The sequence below is a fragment of the Kitasatospora sp. NPDC041917 genome (assembly GCF_055589745.1).
Genome location: NZ_JBVJBI010000009.1, coordinates 75,317 through 93,440 on the forward strand (window position 1 = coordinate 75,317; position 18,124 = coordinate 93,440).

Below are 18,124 nucleotides of genomic sequence, written 5' to 3' on the forward strand. Positions count from 1 at the left end.
CGTCGCCCCGCCCGCAAGCATCCCTCCTGACCTGGGCGGATATCCTGAGGGAGGGGCGACTGGGAGGAATCCGTCCGCCCGGGCATACTTCTGCCTGGAACGAACCGCCGGAGGCGACTCCAGGCAGAAGTGCGGAACTGCGCAGGACCGAGTGAGTGGGGGCGGGGCATGGCGGCCGGGGGCGGTACGGACACGGACGCGAACGAGTTCAGCTGTCTGCTGGCAGGGCACCGGGTGGTGGCGGGCCTGACCCAGGAGGAGCTCGCCGCGGCCGCCGGGGTCAGCCTGCGCGCCCTCGGGGACATGGAGCGCGGTCGCACCCGCGGCCCGCAGCGGCGCACCGTGCGGGCCCTGGCCGAGGCGCTCGGGCTGGACGGCGTGCAGGCGGAGGCGCTGGACCGGGCCGCGCAGTCCGGACGCCCGCGCGGGGTGCGGCCGGGCTCGGCGCCCGCCGGGGGCCGCGCCCGGCCCCGCCGGTCCGCCGCGCACGAGGCCGCCGCCCGTACGGACGCGCCGCGCGCCGCGGCCCCGCCGGTGCCCGCCGCCGAGACCGGCCAGAGCGCCCTCGCGCTGCCCCGCGACATCGCCGACTTCACCGCCCGCGAGGACGCCCTCGCCCTGCTCGCCCGGCTGGCCGAGGACGAGCGCCCGGCCCACCCGCGCGTGGTGCTGGTCAGCGGCCAGCCCGGCCTCGGCAAGACCTCCTTCGCCCTGCACGCCGCCCACGTCCTGGCCCCGCGCTTCCCGGACGGCCAGCTCTCGCTGGACCTCGGCGGCATGTCCTCGCAGCCGCTGCCCGCCCGGGACGCGCTCGGCCAGGTGCTGCGCGCCCTGGGCGTGGCCGATGCCGCGGTGCCCGCCGGGACGGAGGAGCGGGCCGGCCTCTACCGGGCGCTGGTGCGCGAGCGGCGGCTCGTCCTGGTGCTGGACAACGCCGCCGACGAGGGCCAGGTGCGTCCGCTGCTGCCCGGCTCCGGCCCGGCCGTGACCATCGTGACCAGCCGCAACGTGCTGCCCGGCCTGGAGTCGGTGCACCGGTTGAGCCTGGACGTGCTCTCCCCGGCGGAGGCGGCCGGACTGCTGGCCCGGATCGCCGGCCGCGAGCGGATCGAGGCCGCGCCCGACGCCACCGCCGAGCTGGCCAGGCTCTGCGGCTACCTGCCGCTCGCGCTGCGGATCGCCGGGCAGCGCCTGGTCGCCCGCCCGCAGCAGCCGGTCGCCCACCTGGTGCGCCAGCTCACCGCCGAGGAGAACCGGCTGGACCTGCTGGAGACCGGCGACCTGGCCGTCCGCCCGGCCTTCGAGCTGTCCTACCGGCGACTGCCCGCCGAGTCCCAACTGGTCCTGCGCCGCTGCGCGCTGACCGCCGGGCAGGACTTCACCGCGGAGATCGCCGCGGCCTACGCGGGCCTGTCGGCGGCCCGCACCGAGCTGGTGCTGGAGCAGCTCGTCGACGCCGGGCTGATGCAGGCGGCCACCCCGGACCGCTACCGCCTGCACGACCTGGTGCGGCTCTACGCGGGCGAGCGGCTGACCGCCGACGAGACGGGCCAGGAGCTGGCCGAGGCCCGCACCCGGGCCGGCCGCTGGATCCTCGGCCGGGCGGCCGAGTACGGACTGCGGTTCGACCCCGACCACGCCACGGACGCGGCCAGCACCGGCGGCGCCGCGCCCCCGCACCTCACCGAGGCGGCCGCCTGGCTGGAGTACGAGCACCCCGAGTGGCTGGCCGCCCTGCACCAGGCGCAACGGGCCGGCCGCTACCGGGAGGTGGTGGACACCGCCGAGGCGATGCACTGGTTCTCCGACCGGCTGCTGAGCTGGGGCATCTGGGCCGAGGTGTTCCAGCTCTCGGCGGACGCCGCCCGCGCGACCGGGGACCGGCGGGTGGAGGCGGTGCACGTCAACTACCTGGCCTGGACGTACATCACCTGCCTGCACCGCTACCAGCGCGGCATCGAACTGGCCACCGAGGGGCTGGAGCTGGCCCTCGCGGTGGGCGACCGGGAGCAGCAGGGCTGGGCGCTCACCTACCTCGCCTCGGGCCTGCGCTACCTCCAGCGGCACCGGGAGGCGACCGACGCCTTCCATCGGGCGGCGGACGCCTTCGCCGAGCTCGCCAGCCGCTCGGCGATGATCGGCCGGCTGGTCACCCTGCGGGGCGCGGCCAACTGCCTGCGGGAGTCCGGCCGGGCGGAGGAGGCGGTGGATTCGCGCCGGCGGGCCCTGGCCGGGGCGCTGGAGCTGGTGGAGCGCTGGTCCTCGCCGCTGATGCACCTGCTGGCGGCCATGACCGCGCACGAACTCGGCCTGGACCGCGCGGCGTTGAGGCGCTGGCCGGCCGCCGAGAAGGCCTACCGGCAGGCCCTGGTGCACTTCGAGGCGGTGGGCCGCCCGGACAGCATGACCAAGACGCTGACCGAACTGGGCACCGCGATGATCGAGCAGGGCCGCGCCGAGGAGGCCCGCGAGCTGCTGACCGAGGCGCTCACCGACCTGAGCGCGGAGGGCCCCCGCGCGGCGGGCGCCCGGCACTGACCGGTTCTCCCGAGGGGCCCGGCCGGTGGCGCCCAGAGCCGGTCGGCCGTAGCCGGAAACGCCCCCGCCCGCCTCCGGTCTCACCGGAAGCGGGCGGGCGCGCGGGCCGGAGCGGCCGGTGGGACCGGTCAGATCCGGGTGTCCTCCACCACCGGCAGCGAGTCGACCGGTGCCGAGGCCGGTGCCGAGGCGGGTGCGAAGGCCGTCCGCGGGGCGACGGTGGGCTGCTTGCCGCAGAAGGCCGGCTCCAGGGTGTTCATCAGACCCTGGGTCACCGAGCCGTTGTTGGAGGCGTTGGCGAAGACCACCACGCTGCGCCGACCGTCCGGGGTGGTGAAGGACTGGCTGTTGAAGCCCTGCACGATGCCGCCGTGCCCGTACACGTCCCCGCAGGAGAGCGAGATGCGGCGCAGGCCCAGGCCGTAGGAGATCTTCGCGGTGGGGGTGGGCAGGGCGGCGGTCATCTGCTGGAGCGAGGCGGTCGAGACGAGCCCGCCGTTGTCGCCGGCCGTCAGCGCGGTGAGGAAGCGGTCGAGGTCCTCGGCGGTGGAGATGACGGCCCCGGCGGCCCAGACCCAGGAACCGTTCTGCTCGGTGGAGTTCAGCAGCGGCTTGGTGCGGTCGTCGTTGGTGAGGTAGCCGGTGACGTGGGCGCCGCGGATCGCCTGGTCGGGCACCACGAAGGAGGTCTTGCGCAGGCCGAGCGGCTGGATGATCCGCTCGTTCAGCACCTCCGGGAAGGGCTGGCCGGTGAGGTGCTCGACCGCCAGGCCCATCAGCACGAAGTCGGTGTTGGAGTAGGAGTAGCGGGTGCCGGGGGTGTACTGCAGGCCGTGCTTGACCGACATCGCGACCAGCTCGCGCGGGTCGTAGACCGTGCTGCGGATGCGGGCCTCGAAGGCGCTGGTGGTCTCCTCGCCGGCCTGCTCCAGCAGGTCGTTGGTGTGGTCGAAGATCCCGGCCCGGTGCTCCAGCACCTGGCGGCCCGTCATGGTCCAGCCCTCCGGGAGGGTGCCCGCGGGCAGGTACTCGCGCAGCGGCCGGTCGAGGTCGATCCGGCCCTCCTGCGCCAGCTGCATCACGAGAACGGCGGTGAACATCTTGCTGTTGCTGCCGACCCGGAACCTCCACGAGGAGTTCATCGGGGTCCCGTCCAGGTCGGCCAGGCCGACGTTCACCGAGCGGGTCCGGTCGCCGCCGTCGTGGTCGCGGATCACCGCGAAGGCGCCCGGGGCGCCGGCCGAGACGGTGGCCTGGAGGGCGGCGCGCACACCGGCGAGGTCGGGGGCGGTCGCGGCGGTGGTGTCCTGGCCGGCGGCCGCGGCGGGCAGGGCACCGGTCGCCACCAGGACGGCGCCGGCGGCGGCCACCGCGAGCGGGCGCAGAAGGCTGGTCTTCGCCATGTTCCTCGGTTCTCTCGTGAGCTGACGCGGTGTCGGACCGCGTCGTTCGAAGATCACTATCACCGGCCCGGGCGGTCCGTGGCAATGTGAACCGGTTCGCCCGCATTTCGCGTTGTCGATGCGGCGGTCGGCGGCCGCACCGTTCGTTTCCCGCGCCGGGGCCAAGGTTTCACCTGCCGTCGTCTACCCGCGTCGAACTCGGCGCCCGATGCTGTTCGGGCGCTTTGCGCCCGGTCGTACCCCGGGCGCCGCACCCCGGACGCCGCATACCGGCGGCAGGCACCTCCCGTCCCGAGCCCGGCTCGCCGGGCCGTCTTCCACCCGAGGAATTGTCATGACTTCGTCCACGAAGGCCCTGAGCCCCCGCTCCCGCCGCACCGCGACCGCGATCGGCTCCGCCGTCGCCCTGCTCGCCGCCTCCGCCGGCCTCTGGGCGGCCACCGCCACCACCGCCCAGGCCGCCGCGCTGCCCACGCCCGACCACATCGTCGTCGTGGTGATGGAGAACCACGCCTACACCCAGGTCATCGGCAGCAGCAACGCCCCGTACATCAACAACACCCTGAAGGCGGGCGGGGCCAACCTCACCCAGTCCTTCGGCATCACCCACCCGAGCGAGCCGAACTACTACGCGCTGTTCTCCGGCTCCACCCAGGGCACCGTCGACGACAGCTGTGTGACGGTCGGCGGCTTCCAGGCCGCCAACCTCGCCTCCGAGGTGATCGCCGCCGGCAAGACCTGGGGCAGCTACAACGAGTCCCTGCCCGGCCAGGGCAGCACCGTGTGCAGCAGCGGCAGCTACGCCCAGAAGCACAACCCCTGGTTCGGCTTCGGCAACGTCCCGCTCGGCTCCGCCAAGACCTTCGCCCAGTTCCCGACCGACTACAGCACCCTGCCGAACGTCTCCTTCGTGGTGCCGAACCTCTGCAGCGACATGCACGACTGCTCGGTCGGCACCGGCGACACCTGGATCAAGAACAACCTGGGCGCGTACGCCACCTGGGCGCAGACCCACAACAGCCTGCTGGTCGTCACCTTCGACGAGGACAACAAGCTGTCCGGCAACCGGATCCCGACCGTGATCTACGGCGCCCACGTGACGCCCGGCAGCAGCAGCGCCACCACCTACAACCACTACAACGTGCTGCGCACCCTGGAGGACCTGGCCGGTACCTCCGGCCACGCGGGCAACGCGGCCTCCGCCGCCGACATCACCGGCATCTGGAACTGAACGGCGGCGGTCAGGCCCTGATCCCGGCCGGGTCCTGTTCCGGGGTCCGGTCCCGTCCCGGGGCCTGTTCCCGGGCCTGGTCCGGCTCCTGATCCGGGGTCCGAGCCCGATCGTGAGCCCGGGTCCGGGCCGGTGGCCGTTCGGCCGCCGGTCCGGACCCGGTTCCGGCGGCCCGCCGGGCGCCGTACCGCCGGACGCCGGGCACCGCCGCCGTGCCCGCGCAGACCGCCGTCACCAGCCCCGCCACCGCCAGCAGCGGCACCCGGTCGCCCCAGGCGTCGGCGGCCAACGGCGCCAGGACGTACCCGAGCGGGGCTCCGGCCAGCGACAGCAGCCAGTCGTACGAGGTGACCCGGGCCAGCGCCCCGGGCGGGAACTCCTGCTGGACCACCGTCTCCCAGACCGGGTTGAGGAAGCCCAGCCCGGCCATCGCCACCGCCTGTGCGGCCACCGCGAGCGGCGCCGGGGCCGGGAGGGCGAGCGCGAGCAGCGGCAGCCCGTACAGCGCGAGGGCGAGGTTCCCGGCCAGCACCGGGCGGCGGGGCCGCAGCCGTCCGGCGATCAGCGAGCCGACCAGCAGACCCACCGCGCCCGCCTGGGTCAGCGCCACCCAGGCGCCGTCCCCGCCGAGCCGGGTGGCGGCGATCAGCGGGCCGAGGGTGAGCAGCACGGAGCTCGCACCGTTCCACACCCCGTGGGCGATCAGGCTGGTCCAGTACCAGTCCCGGGAGCGCACCTCGCTCCAGCCCTCGGCGAGGTCCCGGCGCAGCGAGCGCGGTTCGCCGGGCACGTGGTCGATGCGGAGCCGGGTGAGCAGTGCGGCGCTCAGCGCGAAGGAGGCGCCGTCCAGCACGAACGCCCAGCCGGGCCCGGCGGTGTACACCAGCAGCCCGGCGAGGGCCGGGCCGCCGAGCCGGGCGGCGGCGGTCGTGGAGCCGAGCAGGGCGTTGGCGCGCAGCCGCAGCTCGCCCCGGACGGTGGCGGCGACCAGCGGCGAGGCGGTGGGCATGGCGAAGGCGGAGGCGGTGCCGCCGACCGCCGAGGCGAGCGCGACGTGCGTCAGGTCCGGGTCCCCGCGGAGCAGTTCGAGTCCGACCAGCAGTTGGGCGGCGGCCCGGACCAGGTCGGTGGTGAGGGCGACGAGACGTGGGTCGAAGCGGTCCCCGACCACGCCGCCGACCGGCAGCAGGAGCAGTCTCGGCACCATCGCGCAGCCCAGGACGAGGCCGAGTGCGCCGGCCGAGCCGGTGGCGCGGGTGACGGCGATGGCCAGGGCGGCCGGGACGACGGCGTCGCCGAGGGTGGAGAGGGTCCGTCCGACGAAGAGCAGGCGGAAGCCGCTCAGGTTCAAGGGGTGTCGTGTCACGCGCCGCACTGTATTTCGCTGCCAAAATTTCGGCAACGAATATTTTGGTGCCGTTGTTTCCGCCGCGGTTTGTAGACTCCTCCCATGGCCGAGCACCCTCCAGAGCAGCCCACTGCGCCCCGCGACCGGACGGACAGCCGTGACCGGACGGAGGCCCGGGACCGGACGGGGACGTCCGACCGGACGGAGGCCCGGGACTGGACGGAGGCCCGGGACTGGACGGACGGCCACCTCGACCGCTGGCAGCCGGTGCTGCCCGGCCTCGACCCGGACATCGAGGCCTCCGTCACCCGGATGTCGCGACTCACCCGCCACCTCGGCCGGGTCCGCGAACAGGGCGTCGCCGACTACGGCCTGCACAAGCACGAGTTCGACACCCTGCACGTGCTCGCCGGCCGCGGCGGCCACGCCGCCCCCTCCGACCTCCGGGCCGACCTCAACCTCGCCCCCGCCTCGGTCACCGGCCGGCTGGAGACCCTGGAACGGCGCGGCTTCGTCCTGCGCACGCCGTCCACGGAGGACCGCCGGAAGGTCGACATCGTGCTGACCGAGGCCGGCCGCGCCGCCTGGCAGGAGGCCCTGGACGTGGTGGGCCGGGAGGAGCGGCGGCTGCTGGGAGTGCTCTCCGAGGAGGAACGGCGCACGCTGGCGGACCTGCTGCGGAAGGTGATGCTCGCTCAGGAGGGCGAGCGGTAGGCCCCCGGGCAGCCGGCCGGGGTCGACCCGCGGCGTCCGCCCCTGGTATCGATAGGGGCGTGCGATTCGAACTCGTGCCGGTGCCGGACGGCGTGGGGGCGCGGCCCAGGGACGGGCGGGGCTACCCGGTGCCGGCGATCACGCCGTGGCAGGGCGACGTCCCGCAGTTCGCGCTGACCGACTACAGGCGCAGCGCCGACTGCGCGCTGGAGCGGCGGTGCTCGGTGTGCGGGCGGTTCATGGACCGCGGACCGGTCTGGCGGGTGGTCGGCGCCGCCGAGAGCGCGGCGATCGCCGGGGCGCTCGCGGCCGGGCAGCCGTACCGCAACCTCGCGCCCACCATGGAGGGCCCCGGCCACCGGCCCTGCATGCTCTACGCCGCCATGGTCTGCCCGTACCTGGCGCGCCCCAACGCCCGGCGGCGGGCGAGCGCCGGGGACACGGCGGACGAGCTGACCTCGGCCGCCGTCCGGGGCGCGGCGCGCGGCGGCACGGGCGCGGTGGTCGGGTTCGGCGACTACGAGTACGCCGTCACCGGGACCCGGGTGCTGTTCCGCTTCCTCGACGTGGTCGAGTTCCTGCCGCACGAGTCGGCCGACGAGCACCTGGCCGAGCTGCGCGCCGAGTTGGCGAAGCCTCTGTAGCTCCCATGGCCCCTGCGGCCCCGGTGGCCCGGCCGGCGGAGTTGCCGGCCGGGCGGGTTCGGGGCCGAGGGGTCAGACCGCCCGGGTCTGCGCCCAGTCGTAGAGGCGGCGGGCGCCGTCACCGAGACGGGTGGCGTACGAGGTGCCGGCCGGGCCGCCCGCGAGTTCCTCGGAGGTGGTGGTGACGCCGACGAGGGTGCCGGTCCCGGTGGCGGGGTCGAACCCGGTGAAGTGGGGGCCGCCGCTGGCCCCGTGCGACATGTCGCAGGGCTCGCCCCACAGCAGCGGGGCCTTGGGCCCGGGGTGGCTCGGTCCGGCGCAGTGGATCAGGCGCGAACCGGTGTACTTGCCGTCGGGGTTGTTCAGCCGGTCCTTCGGATACCCGAAGGCGTGGACGAACTCGCCCTCGACGGGCGGGGTGAACGCGATCCGCTGGCTGCCGGTCACGTCCGCGACCCGCCGCCCCTCGGCCGAACGGTTCGCCACCAGGACCGCGGTGTCGTGGCCGGCCACGGCGACCTCGTCCGACCCGGTCCCGCTCGGCGCGGAGTCCCAGCGGGAGGAGGTGGCCATGGTCCTGATGCTGAAGCCGCCGAGCGGCTTGGTCCCGTTGCGGTACCCGGGCACGAAGTAGAGGTTGTGGTTCCAGGTGTCGGCGGCGGCGGGCGCTCCGACCCCCCGCAGGCAGTGGGCCGACGTGACGACGGTGCTGCGGTTCGCGCCGGCGACGACCGTCGCGGTGCAACTGCCGTCGTAGCCGTCGGAGAAGGTGAAGAAGAGCCGGCCGACGCTGCGGGTCACCGCTCCGCCGTGGGTCCACACGGCCCCGGGGTCCGGGGTGTCCGCGGGCAGCGGCCGCGGGTCGTCGGGTGTGTTGTCGTCCTCGGGTACGGGCGTGATCTCGGGGACCATGGCCCCCGCCAGCTTCATCCGGGCGGGGGTCCAGTAGGCGTCGACCAGGTCGCGCTCCGGTGCGGTGGTGGCGCCGGCGTGCGTCGTGACGGTCTCCCGATCCGCGGCGAGGGCGGCGTTCGGCAGCAGCACCGCCGCCGTGGTCGCGCTCAGCAGGAGGGCGCCCACGGCGGCGAGCCTGCGGGGCAGTACGCGGCCGGTGGTCGGTGTTCCGGGTGTCTTCGGCATGCACGGCACCGTAGGCACGGGACGTCAGGCTCCCGTGTGGATCGGGTCTCGGCCGGCCGTCGAAACGATCAGGTTCCGGTAACGGCGTCTCGGTCCTGTACCGGTGGCCGACGACCGGGCCGGGCGGCCGTCAGGGCCGGTAGGAGGGCAGGCCCTTGACGGTGGAGACCTGGGTCGGCGCGGCCGAGCCGTCGGCGGGCAGGGTGCTGATGCCGTCCGAGGTGCGGACCGCGATGGTCCTGCCGTCGGGGGACCAGGCGGGCTGGGTGTAGTCGGTGGTGGCCGACGGGGTGAGGTCCTTCTCGGCCTTCTGGTCGATCTGGGTGGAGCGGGTGAACAGGTGGTCGTGCCCGTTCACCGAGCGGACGAAGACGAGGTGCTCGCCGTCCGGGGCGAGGGCCGGCTGCGAGCCCTTGCCCAGGTCCCGGGTCGCCGGGCGGATGTAGTCGTCGTACAGGTACACCTCGTTGGTCGGGGTGTTGGCGTAGACGATCTCGCCCCGGTGGCCGCCCGCGTTGGCCCAGGTGTTGCCGGTCTGCGGCGGCTGCGGCACCGGATCGCCGCCGCCCTCGGAGATGTGCGGGGTGAGCACCTCGGGGGTGGCGCCGGGGGACTTGCTGGGGACCTTCTCCAGCCGCAGCGTGCCGCCCTTGTCGGAGGTGAGGACGATCGCGGCGAACCGATCCAGCGCCTCGCCGCCGGCGGTGACGCTCGGGTCGGCGGTGGCGTGCTGCCAGGTGGGGTGGGACCAGGTCTCGCCGCCGGGGTTCTTGGCGAGGACGACCTTGCCGGTGCCGTCCGGGTTGGCGGTCATCAGGTCGCCGTCGCCGTTGACGAAGGCGGCCTTCTTTCCGTCGGGGGACCAGGCCAGGTCGCGGACGACGGTGCCGAAGTCGACGGTGGTGCCGTTCAGTGCGACGGTCGCCGTGCCGGTGGAGATGGTCAGGTGGTTGGCGGCCGAGGTGCCGTTGACCTCCTTGCCGCCGCCGGGCGCGGCGCTGCCGGAGGGGGCGGAGGGGCCGGGCGCGGCCGTTCCCGGCGACGCCGCCCCGGGGGTGGAGCCGGTCGGTGCGGCGCCGCCGGTCGGAGCGGCGGTGGGGGCGGAGTCGCCGTTCTCGGGGCCGCAGGCGGAGACCAGGACGGCGCCGACGCCGACCACCAGGGCGATCGCCGCGGTGGTGCCGAACCGGTTTCGCACGGAACTGTTGCGCACGGACATCTTCCTGGTCCCCCTTGTGTGCTGTTCGCCTTCGACCAGGAGCCTCGCAGTGCGAGGTCAGCGGCGGATGCGTGCCGTGTCACAGCCGTGGAACAGCGGGGGGAGCGCCGTGGCCCCGTGGCGGGGGCGGTTCAGAGGCCGAGTTCGGTGAGGCCCGGGTGGTCGTCCGGGCGGCGGCCGAGCGGCCAGTGGAACAGGCGCTCCTCGGCGGTGATCGGCAGGTCGTTGATGGAGGCGTGCCGGCGGGCCATCAGGCCGTCGCGGTCGAACTCCCAGTTCTCGTTGCCGTAGGAGCGGTACCAGCGGCCGTCGCCGTCATGCCACTCGTACGCGAAGCGGACCGCGATGCGGTCGCCGTCGTACGCCCAGAGTTCCTTGATCAGGCGGTAGTCGAGCTCGCGCTGCCACTTGCGGGTGAGGAAGTCGGCGATCCGCTCGCGGCCGGCGAGGAACTCGGAGCGGTTGCGCCAGCGGCTGTCCGGGGTGTAGGCGAGGGCGACCCGCCGGGGGTCGCGGGTGTTCCAGGCGTCCTCGGCGGCCCGGACCTTACGGCGGGCGGTCTCCTCGGTGAACGGGGGCAGGGGCGGGCGCTGCTCGGTGCCGGTCTCGGGCATGGATGCTCCTCGGAATGGGCGTTCCGCTGGTGAGAACGATCGTTCTCACTCTGGTGGCTACGATAGGAGAACCATCGTTCTCACGCAAAGGGCACGGCAGATGGAGCAGGAAGACCCGCGGACCCGGATCCTCGACGCGGCCGAGGAGCTGTTCTACGGGCAGGGCATCCAGGCGGTCGGCATGGACGCCGTCCGGGCCGCCTCCGGCATGACCATGCGCCGCGTCTACCAGCACTTCCCGTCCAAGGGCGAGCTCGTCGAGGCCTACCTGCTGCGCCGCGACGGCCGTTGGCGGGCGAGCCTCGCCGAGTACGTCTCGCGCACCGGTGGCGACCCGCGGGAGCAGCTGCTCGCGGTCTACGACTGGCTCGGCCGGTGGTTCGCCGAACCCGGTTTCCGGGGCTGCGCCTTCGTCAACTCGCTCGGCGAACTGGGCGCCGTCAGCCCCGCGGTGGTGGCCGCCGCCCGGCACCACAAGGCGGAGTTCGGAAGCTACCTCGCGGGCCTGGCCCGGGCCGCCGGAGCCCCGCCCGCCACGGCCGTCCACCTGACCCTGCTGGCCGAGGGGGCGATCACCAGCGCCGCCGTCCACGGCGATCCGACGGCCGCCGCCGACGCGAGGGAGGCCGCCCGGCTGCTGCTGGCCGCGACGCCGGGGCGGTAGTCGGGGGAGGGAGCCGGGGGCGGGGGCGAGCGCACCCCGTCGCCCGTGGCGACCGCCGCGTACAGGCCGTCGTTGCCCGTCGGCCTCGGGCGGTGCCGGGCGGCAGCGGGTGGTGCCGAGGGTGTCGGCGGTGCCGGCGGTGCGGAGGGGACGCCATGAGGGGCGACCGTTCCCGGCCGAACCGCACCGGGCGAGTGCTTTTCGCCCGAACGCGCGTTTATCGCCCATTGATCGCCACCGCCTAGCCTCGGGCGCATGGACGAGAGAGCGGCCGAGCGGCCGGGGGCGTCGCCCGAGGGGCGGATGACGGAGCAGGACACCGAGCGGTTCCGGCGGTTGCTGGCGCGGCTGGAGGACTCGCTGGTGGTGGACCGGAAGGCGGCGGGGCGCGATGTCTGAGTGCGCCGAGCCGCCCGAGTGCGCCGGGCCGGGTCCGGTGGCGGTGCTGCCGGTGGCCGTCCTGCCGCTCTGGCGGCGCGGGGAGGCCGGGCAGGAGCGGAACGCGGACCGGCCCGGGGTGCTGCGGGGGCACCCCGGGCCGGTGGTGGGCGGTCGGGAGCGGGAGGGCGGCGCCGACCGGAGGGACTGACCGGTCAGCTGCAGCCGCAGTCGCACGAGCAGCAGTCGCACCCGTCGCAGCAACCCCCGTCGCAGCACTGGCAGCAGTCGCCGCAGCCGCTGCAGTCACCGCACTCGCAGTCGTTCCGCACGCAGAAGCCCTCGCGGCGCTCGCGGCTGAACGGGTCCTCGTGGTCGCAGCAGAGCAGCTGGCAGGTGCAGGCCATCAGTGCCCACATCGCGCACCCGGCGAGCAGGTTGCGGGGGTTCGGCGGCTTCTGGCCGGGCGGGGTGAAGCCCGGGCCCTGCGGCACCCACGGCGGGATCGGCGCCTGCCCGGGCGGCGTCTGCTGCGGCGGCGCCTGGTGCGGGTGGTCGCCGGTGGCGGCGCCCGCCGCGTCCGGGCGGCGGCAGGCCGCCCCGTGCCGGGCCGGTCCGAAGACCCGCTCCACCGCCCGCTCGGTCTCGTGCGCGAGCAGTACGTGCACGAGGGTGCGGTCGGCGAGTTCGACCTCGCGCAGCGCGAGCCGGATGCCGTGGACGGCGTCGCGGCAGAGCCGTTCGGCCTCGGCGTGGTCGGTGCCGGTGGCGGTCAGCGGGTTCCAGGCGCCCGAGGCCGCGTCGGCGGCCTGGTCCTCGGCGGCGTCGAGGAGGTGGGCGAGCCGGCCGAACAGCCGTCCGGCCTCGGCGAGCGGGGCGGCGTTGCCGGGGCGCCCGGCGATCACGGCGGTGTGCGCGAAGGCGGCCGAGGTGGCGGTCTCGGTGGGCTCGGTGACCAGCAGGACGGACCCGCCGGGCCGCAGTGAGCGCTCCAACTCGCCCTGCCGGGAGGCCGCGTCGAGCAGCACCGCGGTGTCGAAGCCGACCGTGGAGGCGCTGCCCGCGCTCTGCCGGTCCCAGCGCCGGGTGACGGCACGGGCTCCGGCCGCGACCGGGCGGCGGGCGAAGACGCCGTCGCGGTCCTCGACGTGGTCGCGGATCTTGACCGAGGCGAGTGCCAGCGAGACGGCGGCGGCGAGCCGGGCGCCCTCGCCCTTGGCGACGGAGGCGGTCCGCATGCCGCGCAGCGGGCAGGGCCCGGCGGTGCGGCGCCAGGAGGAGTCCTCCCGGGCGGCCTGGGCCTCGACCAGCACGGAGATGATCAGACCGTCGTAGTTGGTCGCCGTTCGCGCCAGCTGCCCGTGGTCGTCCCGCAGCGCGAGGCAGAGCCCGCACAGGTGGGCCATCCAGGACGTCTGCAGGCGCTCCGACAATCGGTGCCTGCACGGTCTGATGATGCCGAACACGCTGGTCCCCCTTGCTTCACGGGCCGCCGACCGGCCACGATCCGCCGCACATCATATGATCGGCGCCCCGTTCGGGCCGAGGCCCCGTCAAGCCCCGGAGACCGGGCGGAGGTGACGGACGCACCTCCCCAGGGGTGCGCCACTCGCCGCCCGCCGCCCGCCCCGCCCCCTGGCCGCCGTCCCGGCTGCGCCGGCCGGCCGGAGTCGTGGGCCCGGAGCCGGTGAGATGATCTCAGATCCGGGATAGCATCGCGAATATGGGAATCGACACGGCCGCCGACGAGCGGCTGGCGCAACGGCTCGCCGAGCTGAGGCTGGAACGCGGATGGACCCTGGAGGAGTTGGCGCGGCTGGCGGACGTCAGCCGCTCGACGCTGTCCCGGGTGGAACGGGCGGAGGTCAGTCCGACGGCCGCGCTGCTCGGTCGGCTGTGCGCCGTGTACGGGCGGACCATGTCGCGGCTGCTCGCCGAGGTGGAGTCCGGCCCGGCCCGGCTGGTGCGGGCCGGGGAGCAGCAGGTCTGGCGGGACGGGACGACCGGGTTCGTCCGCCGGTCGGTCTCGCCGCCGCACGGCTCGCTGCGGGCGGAGATCATCGAGGGCCGGCTGCCGGCCGGCGCGGACATCGCCTACGACCGCGCCTGTACGCCCGGCCGGGAGCACCACCTGTGGCTGTTCGAGGGGAACCTGGAGCTGACCGTGGACGGCGAGCCGCAGCCGCTCGGCCCCGGCGACTGCCTGCGCCACGTCGGCGTCACCAGCCGCTTCCGCAGCCTCGGCCCGGGCGAGGCCCGGTACGCGCTGGTGGTGGTCGAGCCGTGAGCGCCGCCGCCGACCCGATAGCCGGGGAGCCCGGGAAGCCCGAGGACAGCGGGGAGGCCGAGGACGGCAGGAAGCCCGGAGGATCCGGAAAGCCCAAGGAGCGCTTCGACGCCGCCGGGCGCCGGATCCTGCTGGTCTGCGTCGCGGGCGGCTTCACCACGCTGCTCGACCAGTCCGTCCTCAACACCTCCATCCCCGCCCTGCGCGAGACCCTGCACGCCGGGCCCGCCGACCTCCAGTGGATCGTCGCCGGCTACTCGCTGGCCTTCGGCCTCGCGCTGATCCCCGGCGGGCGGCTGGGCGACGTCAAGGGCCGCAAGTGGTTCTTCGTCACCGGCCTCGCCCTGTTCACCCTGGTCAGCCTGGTCTCCGCGACCGCCACCGAGCCCGGGGTGCTGATCGCCGCCCGGCTGCTCCAGGGCGCGGGCGCCGGCCTGGTCAACTCCCAGATGATCGGCACCCTCCAGGACGTCTTCGACGGCCAGCTGCGGGCCCGCGCCCTCGGCATGTACGCCGTCACCGGCGGCCTCGCCTTCGCGCTCGGCCCGCCGATCGGCGGCGCCGTGCTGGCCCTGGCCGGCCCCGAGAACGGCTGGCGACTGACCTTCCTGCTCAACGTCCCCTTCGGCCTGGCCACCGTCGCCCTGGCGGCCCGCCACCTGCCGAAGCCCCGCCCCAGCGCGCGCGACGCCAACCTCGACCTCCTCGGCCTGCTGCTGGTCGGGGCGCTCACCCTCGCCCTGATGCTGCCCTTCGTCCGGCCGCCCGGCTGGACCGGCTGGCTCGCCTTCGCGGCCACCGCCCTGCTGCTGCTCGGCGCGCTCGCCTGGTGGCAGCGCCGCTACGCCCGGGCCGGCGGCCGGCCGCTGATCCACCCGGCCCTCACCCGCTCCGCGCCGTACGCGCTCGGAACGGCCACCGCGATGGCCCAGTTCGGCTCCTCGCTCGCGGCCTCGCTGGTCCTGACCATGTTCCTGCAGGACGGCCTCGGCCTGTCCCCGATGGGCGCCGCGCTGGTCGCGCTGCCCTCCGCCGTGGCCATGGGCACGGCCTCCGCGCTCGCCTGGCGGGTCGTCCAGCGCTACGGCCGGCGCACCGTCACCGCCGGGATGGTCGGCTCGGCGCTCGCCATGCTGCTCAGCGGGCTGCTCGCGCACTGGGCGCCCGCCGCCGTCCTGCCCTGGCTGCTGGCGCTGCTGCAACTGCTCGGCGGCGCCTCGGTCGGACTGATGGGCTCCACCAACCAGGCGTTCGTGCTGCGCCACGCGCCCGCCGAGGCGGCCGGGGTGAGCGGGGCGATCCTGCAGATGGCGCAGCGGATCGCGGCGGCCGTCGCGATCTCGGCCCTGTCCGGCGTCTACCTGCGGGAGACCGCCGGCGGCGGCGGGCACCGCTCGGCCTTCCTGACGGCGAGCACGGTGTGCGCCGCGGTGGCCGGACTCGCCGTCCTCGCCTCGGTGCTCGCCGGCCGCGCCGCGGCCCGCGAGCAGCGCGAGGGCGAGCGGGTCGCGATCCGCCGAGGGCGAACGCCGGTCCGCTAGCCGGTGGTCCGTGCGTACCGTGGCGGGCATGACCGACGCCGTACGGAACCGGACCGTGGACCTGCCCGGGGTGACGCTCGCCTACCGGGAGAGCGGACGCCCCGGCGGCCCTCCCCTCGTCCTGCTGCACGCCCTCGGCGAACGCGCCGCCGACTGGGCACCCGTCCTGCCCGGGCTCGCCCCCGGCCACCACGTGTACGCGCTCGACCTGCGCGGCCACGGCGGCAGCTCCCGCACCGCCGCCTACTCGCTGGAGGCGATGCGGGACGACGTGCTGGCCTTCCTCGACGCCCTCGGACTCGCCCGCGTCGACCTGGTCGGCCACTCGATGGGCGGCGCCGTCGCCTACCTGCTCGCCCAGGCCGCGCCGGAGCGGATCGACCGGCTGGTCCTGGAGGACATCCCCGCGCTGTACCCGCGCCCGGCGAGCGCGCTGCCCGAGGATCCGGACCCGGACGTGCACTTCGACTGGGCGATGGTCCGGGCCGTCAGGGCCCAGCTCGACGACCCCGACCCGGCCTGGCGGGCGGGGCTGGCGAGGATCACGGCCCGCACCCTGGCGGTGGCCGGCGGCCCGGCCAGCCACATCCCGCAGGAGCGGATCGCCGAACTCGCCCGGCTGATCCCGGACTGCCGCCTGGTCACCGTCGAGGCCGGGCACCTGGTGCACGGTGCCCGGCCCGCCGAGTTCGTCGCCGCGGTGGCGCCGTTCCTGGCCCGGTGAGCCGCCGGCCCGGTGAGCCGCGAGGCCGCGGCCGGGCGGGTCAGACGCCGTGCTCGACGGGCAGCCGCCCGTTGCGCACCGCCGTCAGCAGGTCGGCGTGGTCGGCCTCGGTGCGGTCCGCGTAGGCGACCGCGAAGGCGGCGACCGCCTCGTCCAGCGTCTCGCCCTTGCCGCAGTACCCGGCCAGCAGGCCCGGGTCGGCGGTGTGGGAGTGCGCCCGGGCCAGCAGGGCGCCGGTGATCCGGGCGTAGTCGTCCAGCTGGGACGGCTGCAGGGCGGCCGGGTCGACGCTGCCCTTGCGGTTGCGGAACTGCCGCACCTGGTAGGGGAGTCCGTCGACCGTGGTCCAGCCCAGCAGGGTGTCGCTCACCACCTGCATGTGCTTCTGCCCGAGCACCACCCGGCGGCCCTCGTGCCCGTCCGGCACGGACCGCGGCCCGGCCGGCAGGTACGGCAAAAGCGCGGAGGGACGCGCCTCCTTCACCTGCAGCACCAGCGGCTGGTCCCGGTGGTCGGTGAGCAGCACCACGTACGAGCGGGTGCCCACGCTGCCGGTGCCCACCACCCGGAACGCCACGTCCTGCACCCGGTAGCGGGACAGCAGGGTGCGCACCTCGGCCGGCACCGTCTCGACGTACGGGCCGAGCGCGTGCGCGACGGCGCGGGCGGTCGCGTCGGTCACCTCGGTGAGCACCGGGGGAGCGGCCGTGAAGCGCCAACCGCCGTCCGCGGTACGGGCGGTGCTGCGGGCGGCGAACCGCGCGCTGGTGTTGCCGAGCGCCTTCGCGCCGACCTTGCGCAGCACCTCGGCGAGGTCGTGCGCCTCGGCGAAGGAGACCAGCTGCTCGTCCGCGATGGCGTTCCAGGCGTCCAGCCCGGGGAGTTTGGCGAGCGTGCGCACCGTCCGGCGGTAGGAGCCGGCCGCGTGCTGGGCGGCCTCGCGCGCGGTGCTCTCGCTCGCCCCGGCCTCGCGGGCGGCCAGCACCAGGCTGGCGGCCAGCCGCTTGAGGTCCCACTCCCAGGGGCCGGGGACGGTCTCGTCGAAGTCGTTGATGTCCAGCACGATCTGGCCGCGGGCGTCGCCGTACAGACCGAAGTTGGCGGCGTGCGCGTCCCCGCACAGCTGCGCGCCGACCCCGGTCACCGGGGTGCCCGCGAGGTCGGCGGCCATCAGCCCGGCCGACCCGCGCAGGAACGCGAACGGGCTCGCGGCCATCCGGCCGACCCGGATCGGTACCAGTCGGGCTATTCGGCCCGTGTTGGAGGTCTCCAGCGCGGACACGGCGGTCGGCCGGTCGGGCGCGGGCGCGAACTCCGCGTGCCGCTCCCGGGGCAACGTTGCCCGCAGCTCCTTGCCGCGCTCCCGCGCCCTCCCGTCCTGCGCCGGGGCGAACCCGGCCACCGCGAACCCGCGCCGGGTCCGCTCGTCCCGCCCCGCCGCCGGCCCCGACCGATCCTCGGCCGCCTCGGCCCCACCCACGTGCGCCACGTGTCCCGCCCGTCCCTTCCGGTCCTCATCCCGCCCGCGACCTGCGCGGACGTTCGTCGGGGGGAGTGACGTGCGGCGTCGCGCGGTGGTTCCGGGGGAAGGAGGTCCGGTTGCGGGGCGCAGGTGGCGCGGGTCGGGATCGGGCGCGGCGCGGAGCGTGTGGGCTCCGGGGGCGGGCGGCGGGCGGCGG

17 protein-coding genes are annotated in these 18,124 nt (G+C 75.3%); 10 read left to right on the plus strand and 7 right to left on the minus strand.

Features of this window, described 5'->3' with window-relative positions; all coding sequences use genetic code 11:
- Positions 1 to 168: 168 nt before the first annotated feature.
- Complete coding sequence (locus ACZ6EM_RS13375; protein WP_465772395.1) at positions 169 to 2,538, plus strand: ATP-binding protein; 2,370 nt, start codon at positions 169 to 171, stop codon at positions 2,536 to 2,538.
- Between the two features lie 128 nt (positions 2,539 to 2,666).
- Here ACZ6EM_RS13375 and ACZ6EM_RS13380 read toward each other — a convergent pair whose 3' ends face one another.
- Positions 2,667 to 3,941, minus strand: a complete 1,275-nt coding sequence (locus tag ACZ6EM_RS13380; RefSeq protein ID WP_465772396.1) for a serine hydrolase domain-containing protein — start codon at positions 3,939 to 3,941, stop codon at positions 2,667 to 2,669.
- Between the two features lie 334 nt (positions 3,942 to 4,275).
- On the opposite strand from ACZ6EM_RS13380, the gene ACZ6EM_RS13385 reads away from it, so the two are divergent.
- Complete coding sequence (locus ACZ6EM_RS13385) at positions 4,276 to 5,172, plus strand: alkaline phosphatase family protein (protein WP_465772397.1); 897 nt, start codon at positions 4,276 to 4,278, stop codon at positions 5,170 to 5,172.
- A gap of 10 nt (positions 5,173 to 5,182) precedes the next feature.
- Here the strand turns inward: ACZ6EM_RS13385 and ACZ6EM_RS13390 are convergent, their stop codons facing one another.
- On the minus strand, positions 5,183 to 6,538 hold the full coding sequence (locus ACZ6EM_RS13390; protein WP_452179893.1) for an MFS transporter: 1,356 nt from the start codon (positions 6,536 to 6,538) through the stop codon (positions 5,183 to 5,185).
- An 84-nt stretch (positions 6,539 to 6,622) separates the two neighbouring features.
- On the opposite strand from ACZ6EM_RS13390, the gene ACZ6EM_RS13395 reads away from it, so the two are divergent.
- Together ACZ6EM_RS13395 and ACZ6EM_RS13400 are read left to right on the plus strand one after the other, a co-directional pair.
- On the plus strand, positions 6,623 to 7,234 hold the full coding sequence (locus ACZ6EM_RS13395) for a MarR family winged helix-turn-helix transcriptional regulator (RefSeq protein ID WP_452179894.1): 612 nt from the start codon (positions 6,623 to 6,625) through the stop codon (positions 7,232 to 7,234).
- A gap of 59 nt (positions 7,235 to 7,293) precedes the next feature.
- Positions 7,294 to 7,878, plus strand: a complete 585-nt coding sequence (locus tag ACZ6EM_RS13400) for a hypothetical protein (protein ID WP_465772398.1) — start codon at positions 7,294 to 7,296, stop codon at positions 7,876 to 7,878.
- A 72-nt stretch (positions 7,879 to 7,950) separates the two neighbouring features.
- On the opposite strand, the gene ACZ6EM_RS13405 is transcribed toward ACZ6EM_RS13400, so the two are convergent.
- From ACZ6EM_RS13405 to ACZ6EM_RS13415, 3 genes are all read right to left on the minus strand, one after another.
- A complete protein-coding gene (locus ACZ6EM_RS13405) occupies positions 7,951 to 9,018 on the minus strand; it encodes a trypsin-like serine peptidase (protein WP_465772399.1) in 1,068 nt (355 codons plus the stop codon).
- Positions 9,019 to 9,148: 130 nt separating this feature from the next.
- Positions 9,149 to 10,231 (minus strand): TolB family protein, encoded by a 1,083-nt coding sequence (locus ACZ6EM_RS13410; RefSeq protein WP_465772400.1) that lies wholly within the window; start codon positions 10,229 to 10,231, stop codon positions 9,149 to 9,151.
- 137 nt (positions 10,232 to 10,368) lie between these two features.
- Positions 10,369 to 10,851, minus strand: coding sequence for a nuclear transport factor 2 family protein (locus tag ACZ6EM_RS13415; RefSeq protein ID WP_401049039.1), 483 nt, complete (start codon positions 10,849 to 10,851; stop codon positions 10,369 to 10,371).
- A 100-nt stretch (positions 10,852 to 10,951) separates the two neighbouring features.
- On the opposite strand from ACZ6EM_RS13415, the gene ACZ6EM_RS13420 reads away from it, so the two are divergent.
- From ACZ6EM_RS13420 to ACZ6EM_RS13430, 3 genes are all read left to right on the plus strand, one after another.
- On the plus strand, positions 10,952 to 11,515 hold the full coding sequence (locus ACZ6EM_RS13420; protein ID WP_401049037.1) for a TetR/AcrR family transcriptional regulator: 564 nt from the start codon (positions 10,952 to 10,954) through the stop codon (positions 11,513 to 11,515).
- 255 nt (positions 11,516 to 11,770) lie between these two features.
- Positions 11,771 to 11,914, plus strand: a complete 144-nt coding sequence (locus tag ACZ6EM_RS13425; protein WP_401049036.1) for a hypothetical protein — start codon at positions 11,771 to 11,773, stop codon at positions 11,912 to 11,914.
- Positions 11,907 to 12,104 carry a hypothetical protein gene (locus ACZ6EM_RS13430; protein ID WP_401049034.1) on the plus strand — a complete coding sequence of 66 codons (198 nt, stop codon included), beginning with the start codon at positions 11,907 to 11,909 and terminating at the stop codon, positions 12,102 to 12,104. The genes ACZ6EM_RS13425 and ACZ6EM_RS13430 overlap by 8 nt, the downstream gene beginning before the upstream one ends.
- Positions 12,105 to 12,108: 4 nt before the next feature.
- On the opposite strand, the gene ACZ6EM_RS13435 is transcribed toward ACZ6EM_RS13430, so the two are convergent.
- Positions 12,109 to 13,359 carry a DUF5685 family protein gene (locus ACZ6EM_RS13435; protein WP_401049032.1) on the minus strand — a complete coding sequence of 417 codons (1,251 nt, stop codon included), beginning with the start codon at positions 13,357 to 13,359 and terminating at the stop codon, positions 12,109 to 12,111.
- A 257-nt stretch (positions 13,360 to 13,616) separates the two neighbouring features.
- On the opposite strand from ACZ6EM_RS13435, the gene ACZ6EM_RS13440 reads away from it, so the two are divergent.
- Genes ACZ6EM_RS13440 through ACZ6EM_RS13450 form a run of 3 tightly spaced genes read left to right on the plus strand, consistent with a single transcriptional unit; the run spans position 13,617 to position 16,445 of the window.
- Entirely contained in the window at positions 13,617 to 14,180 is a 564-nt protein-coding gene (locus ACZ6EM_RS13440) for a helix-turn-helix domain-containing protein (RefSeq protein WP_401053333.1), read from the plus strand.
- Entirely contained in the window at positions 14,177 to 15,721 is a 1,545-nt protein-coding gene (locus tag ACZ6EM_RS13445) for an MFS transporter (RefSeq protein ID WP_465772401.1), read from the plus strand. The genes ACZ6EM_RS13440 and ACZ6EM_RS13445 overlap by 4 nt, the downstream gene beginning before the upstream one ends.
- Before the next feature lie 28 nt (positions 15,722 to 15,749).
- Positions 15,750 to 16,445, plus strand: coding sequence for an alpha/beta fold hydrolase (locus ACZ6EM_RS13450; RefSeq protein WP_452179900.1), 696 nt, complete (start codon positions 15,750 to 15,752; stop codon positions 16,443 to 16,445).
- Between the two features lie 40 nt (positions 16,446 to 16,485).
- Here the strand turns inward: ACZ6EM_RS13450 and ACZ6EM_RS13455 are convergent, their stop codons facing one another.
- Entirely contained in the window at positions 16,486 to 17,934 is a 1,449-nt protein-coding gene (locus tag ACZ6EM_RS13455) for a DUF2252 domain-containing protein (protein ID WP_465772402.1), read from the minus strand.
- Positions 17,935 to 18,124: the final 190 nt, after the last annotated feature.

Coding starts and splice junctions, on each gene's coding strand:
- ACZ6EM_RS13420 (WP_401049037.1), top strand. CDS start 10,952: ATGGAGCAGGAAGACCCGCGGACCCGGATCCTCGACGCGGCCGAGGAG.
- ACZ6EM_RS13380 (WP_465772396.1), bottom strand. CDS start 3,941: ATGGCGAAGACCAGCCTTCTGCGCCCGCTCGCGGTGGCCGCCGCCGGC.
- ACZ6EM_RS13430 (WP_401049034.1), top strand. CDS start 11,907: ATGTCTGAGTGCGCCGAGCCGCCCGAGTGCGCCGGGCCGGGTCCGGTG.
- ACZ6EM_RS13395 (WP_452179894.1), top strand. CDS start 6,623: ATGGCCGAGCACCCTCCAGAGCAGCCCACTGCGCCCCGCGACCGGACG.
- ACZ6EM_RS13415 (WP_401049039.1), bottom strand. CDS start 10,851: ATGCCCGAGACCGGCACCGAGCAGCGCCCGCCCCTGCCCCCGTTCACC.
- ACZ6EM_RS13440 (WP_401053333.1), top strand. CDS start 13,617: ATGGGAATCGACACGGCCGCCGACGAGCGGCTGGCGCAACGGCTCGCC.
- ACZ6EM_RS13425 (WP_401049036.1), top strand. CDS start 11,771: ATGGACGAGAGAGCGGCCGAGCGGCCGGGGGCGTCGCCCGAGGGGCGG.
- ACZ6EM_RS13385 (WP_465772397.1), top strand. CDS start 4,276: ATGACTTCGTCCACGAAGGCCCTGAGCCCCCGCTCCCGCCGCACCGCG.
- ACZ6EM_RS13375 (WP_465772395.1), top strand. CDS start 169: ATGGCGGCCGGGGGCGGTACGGACACGGACGCGAACGAGTTCAGCTGT.
- ACZ6EM_RS13405 (WP_465772399.1), bottom strand. CDS start 9,018: ATGCCGAAGACACCCGGAACACCGACCACCGGCCGCGTACTGCCCCGC.
- ACZ6EM_RS13450 (WP_452179900.1), top strand. CDS start 15,750: ATGACCGACGCCGTACGGAACCGGACCGTGGACCTGCCCGGGGTGACG.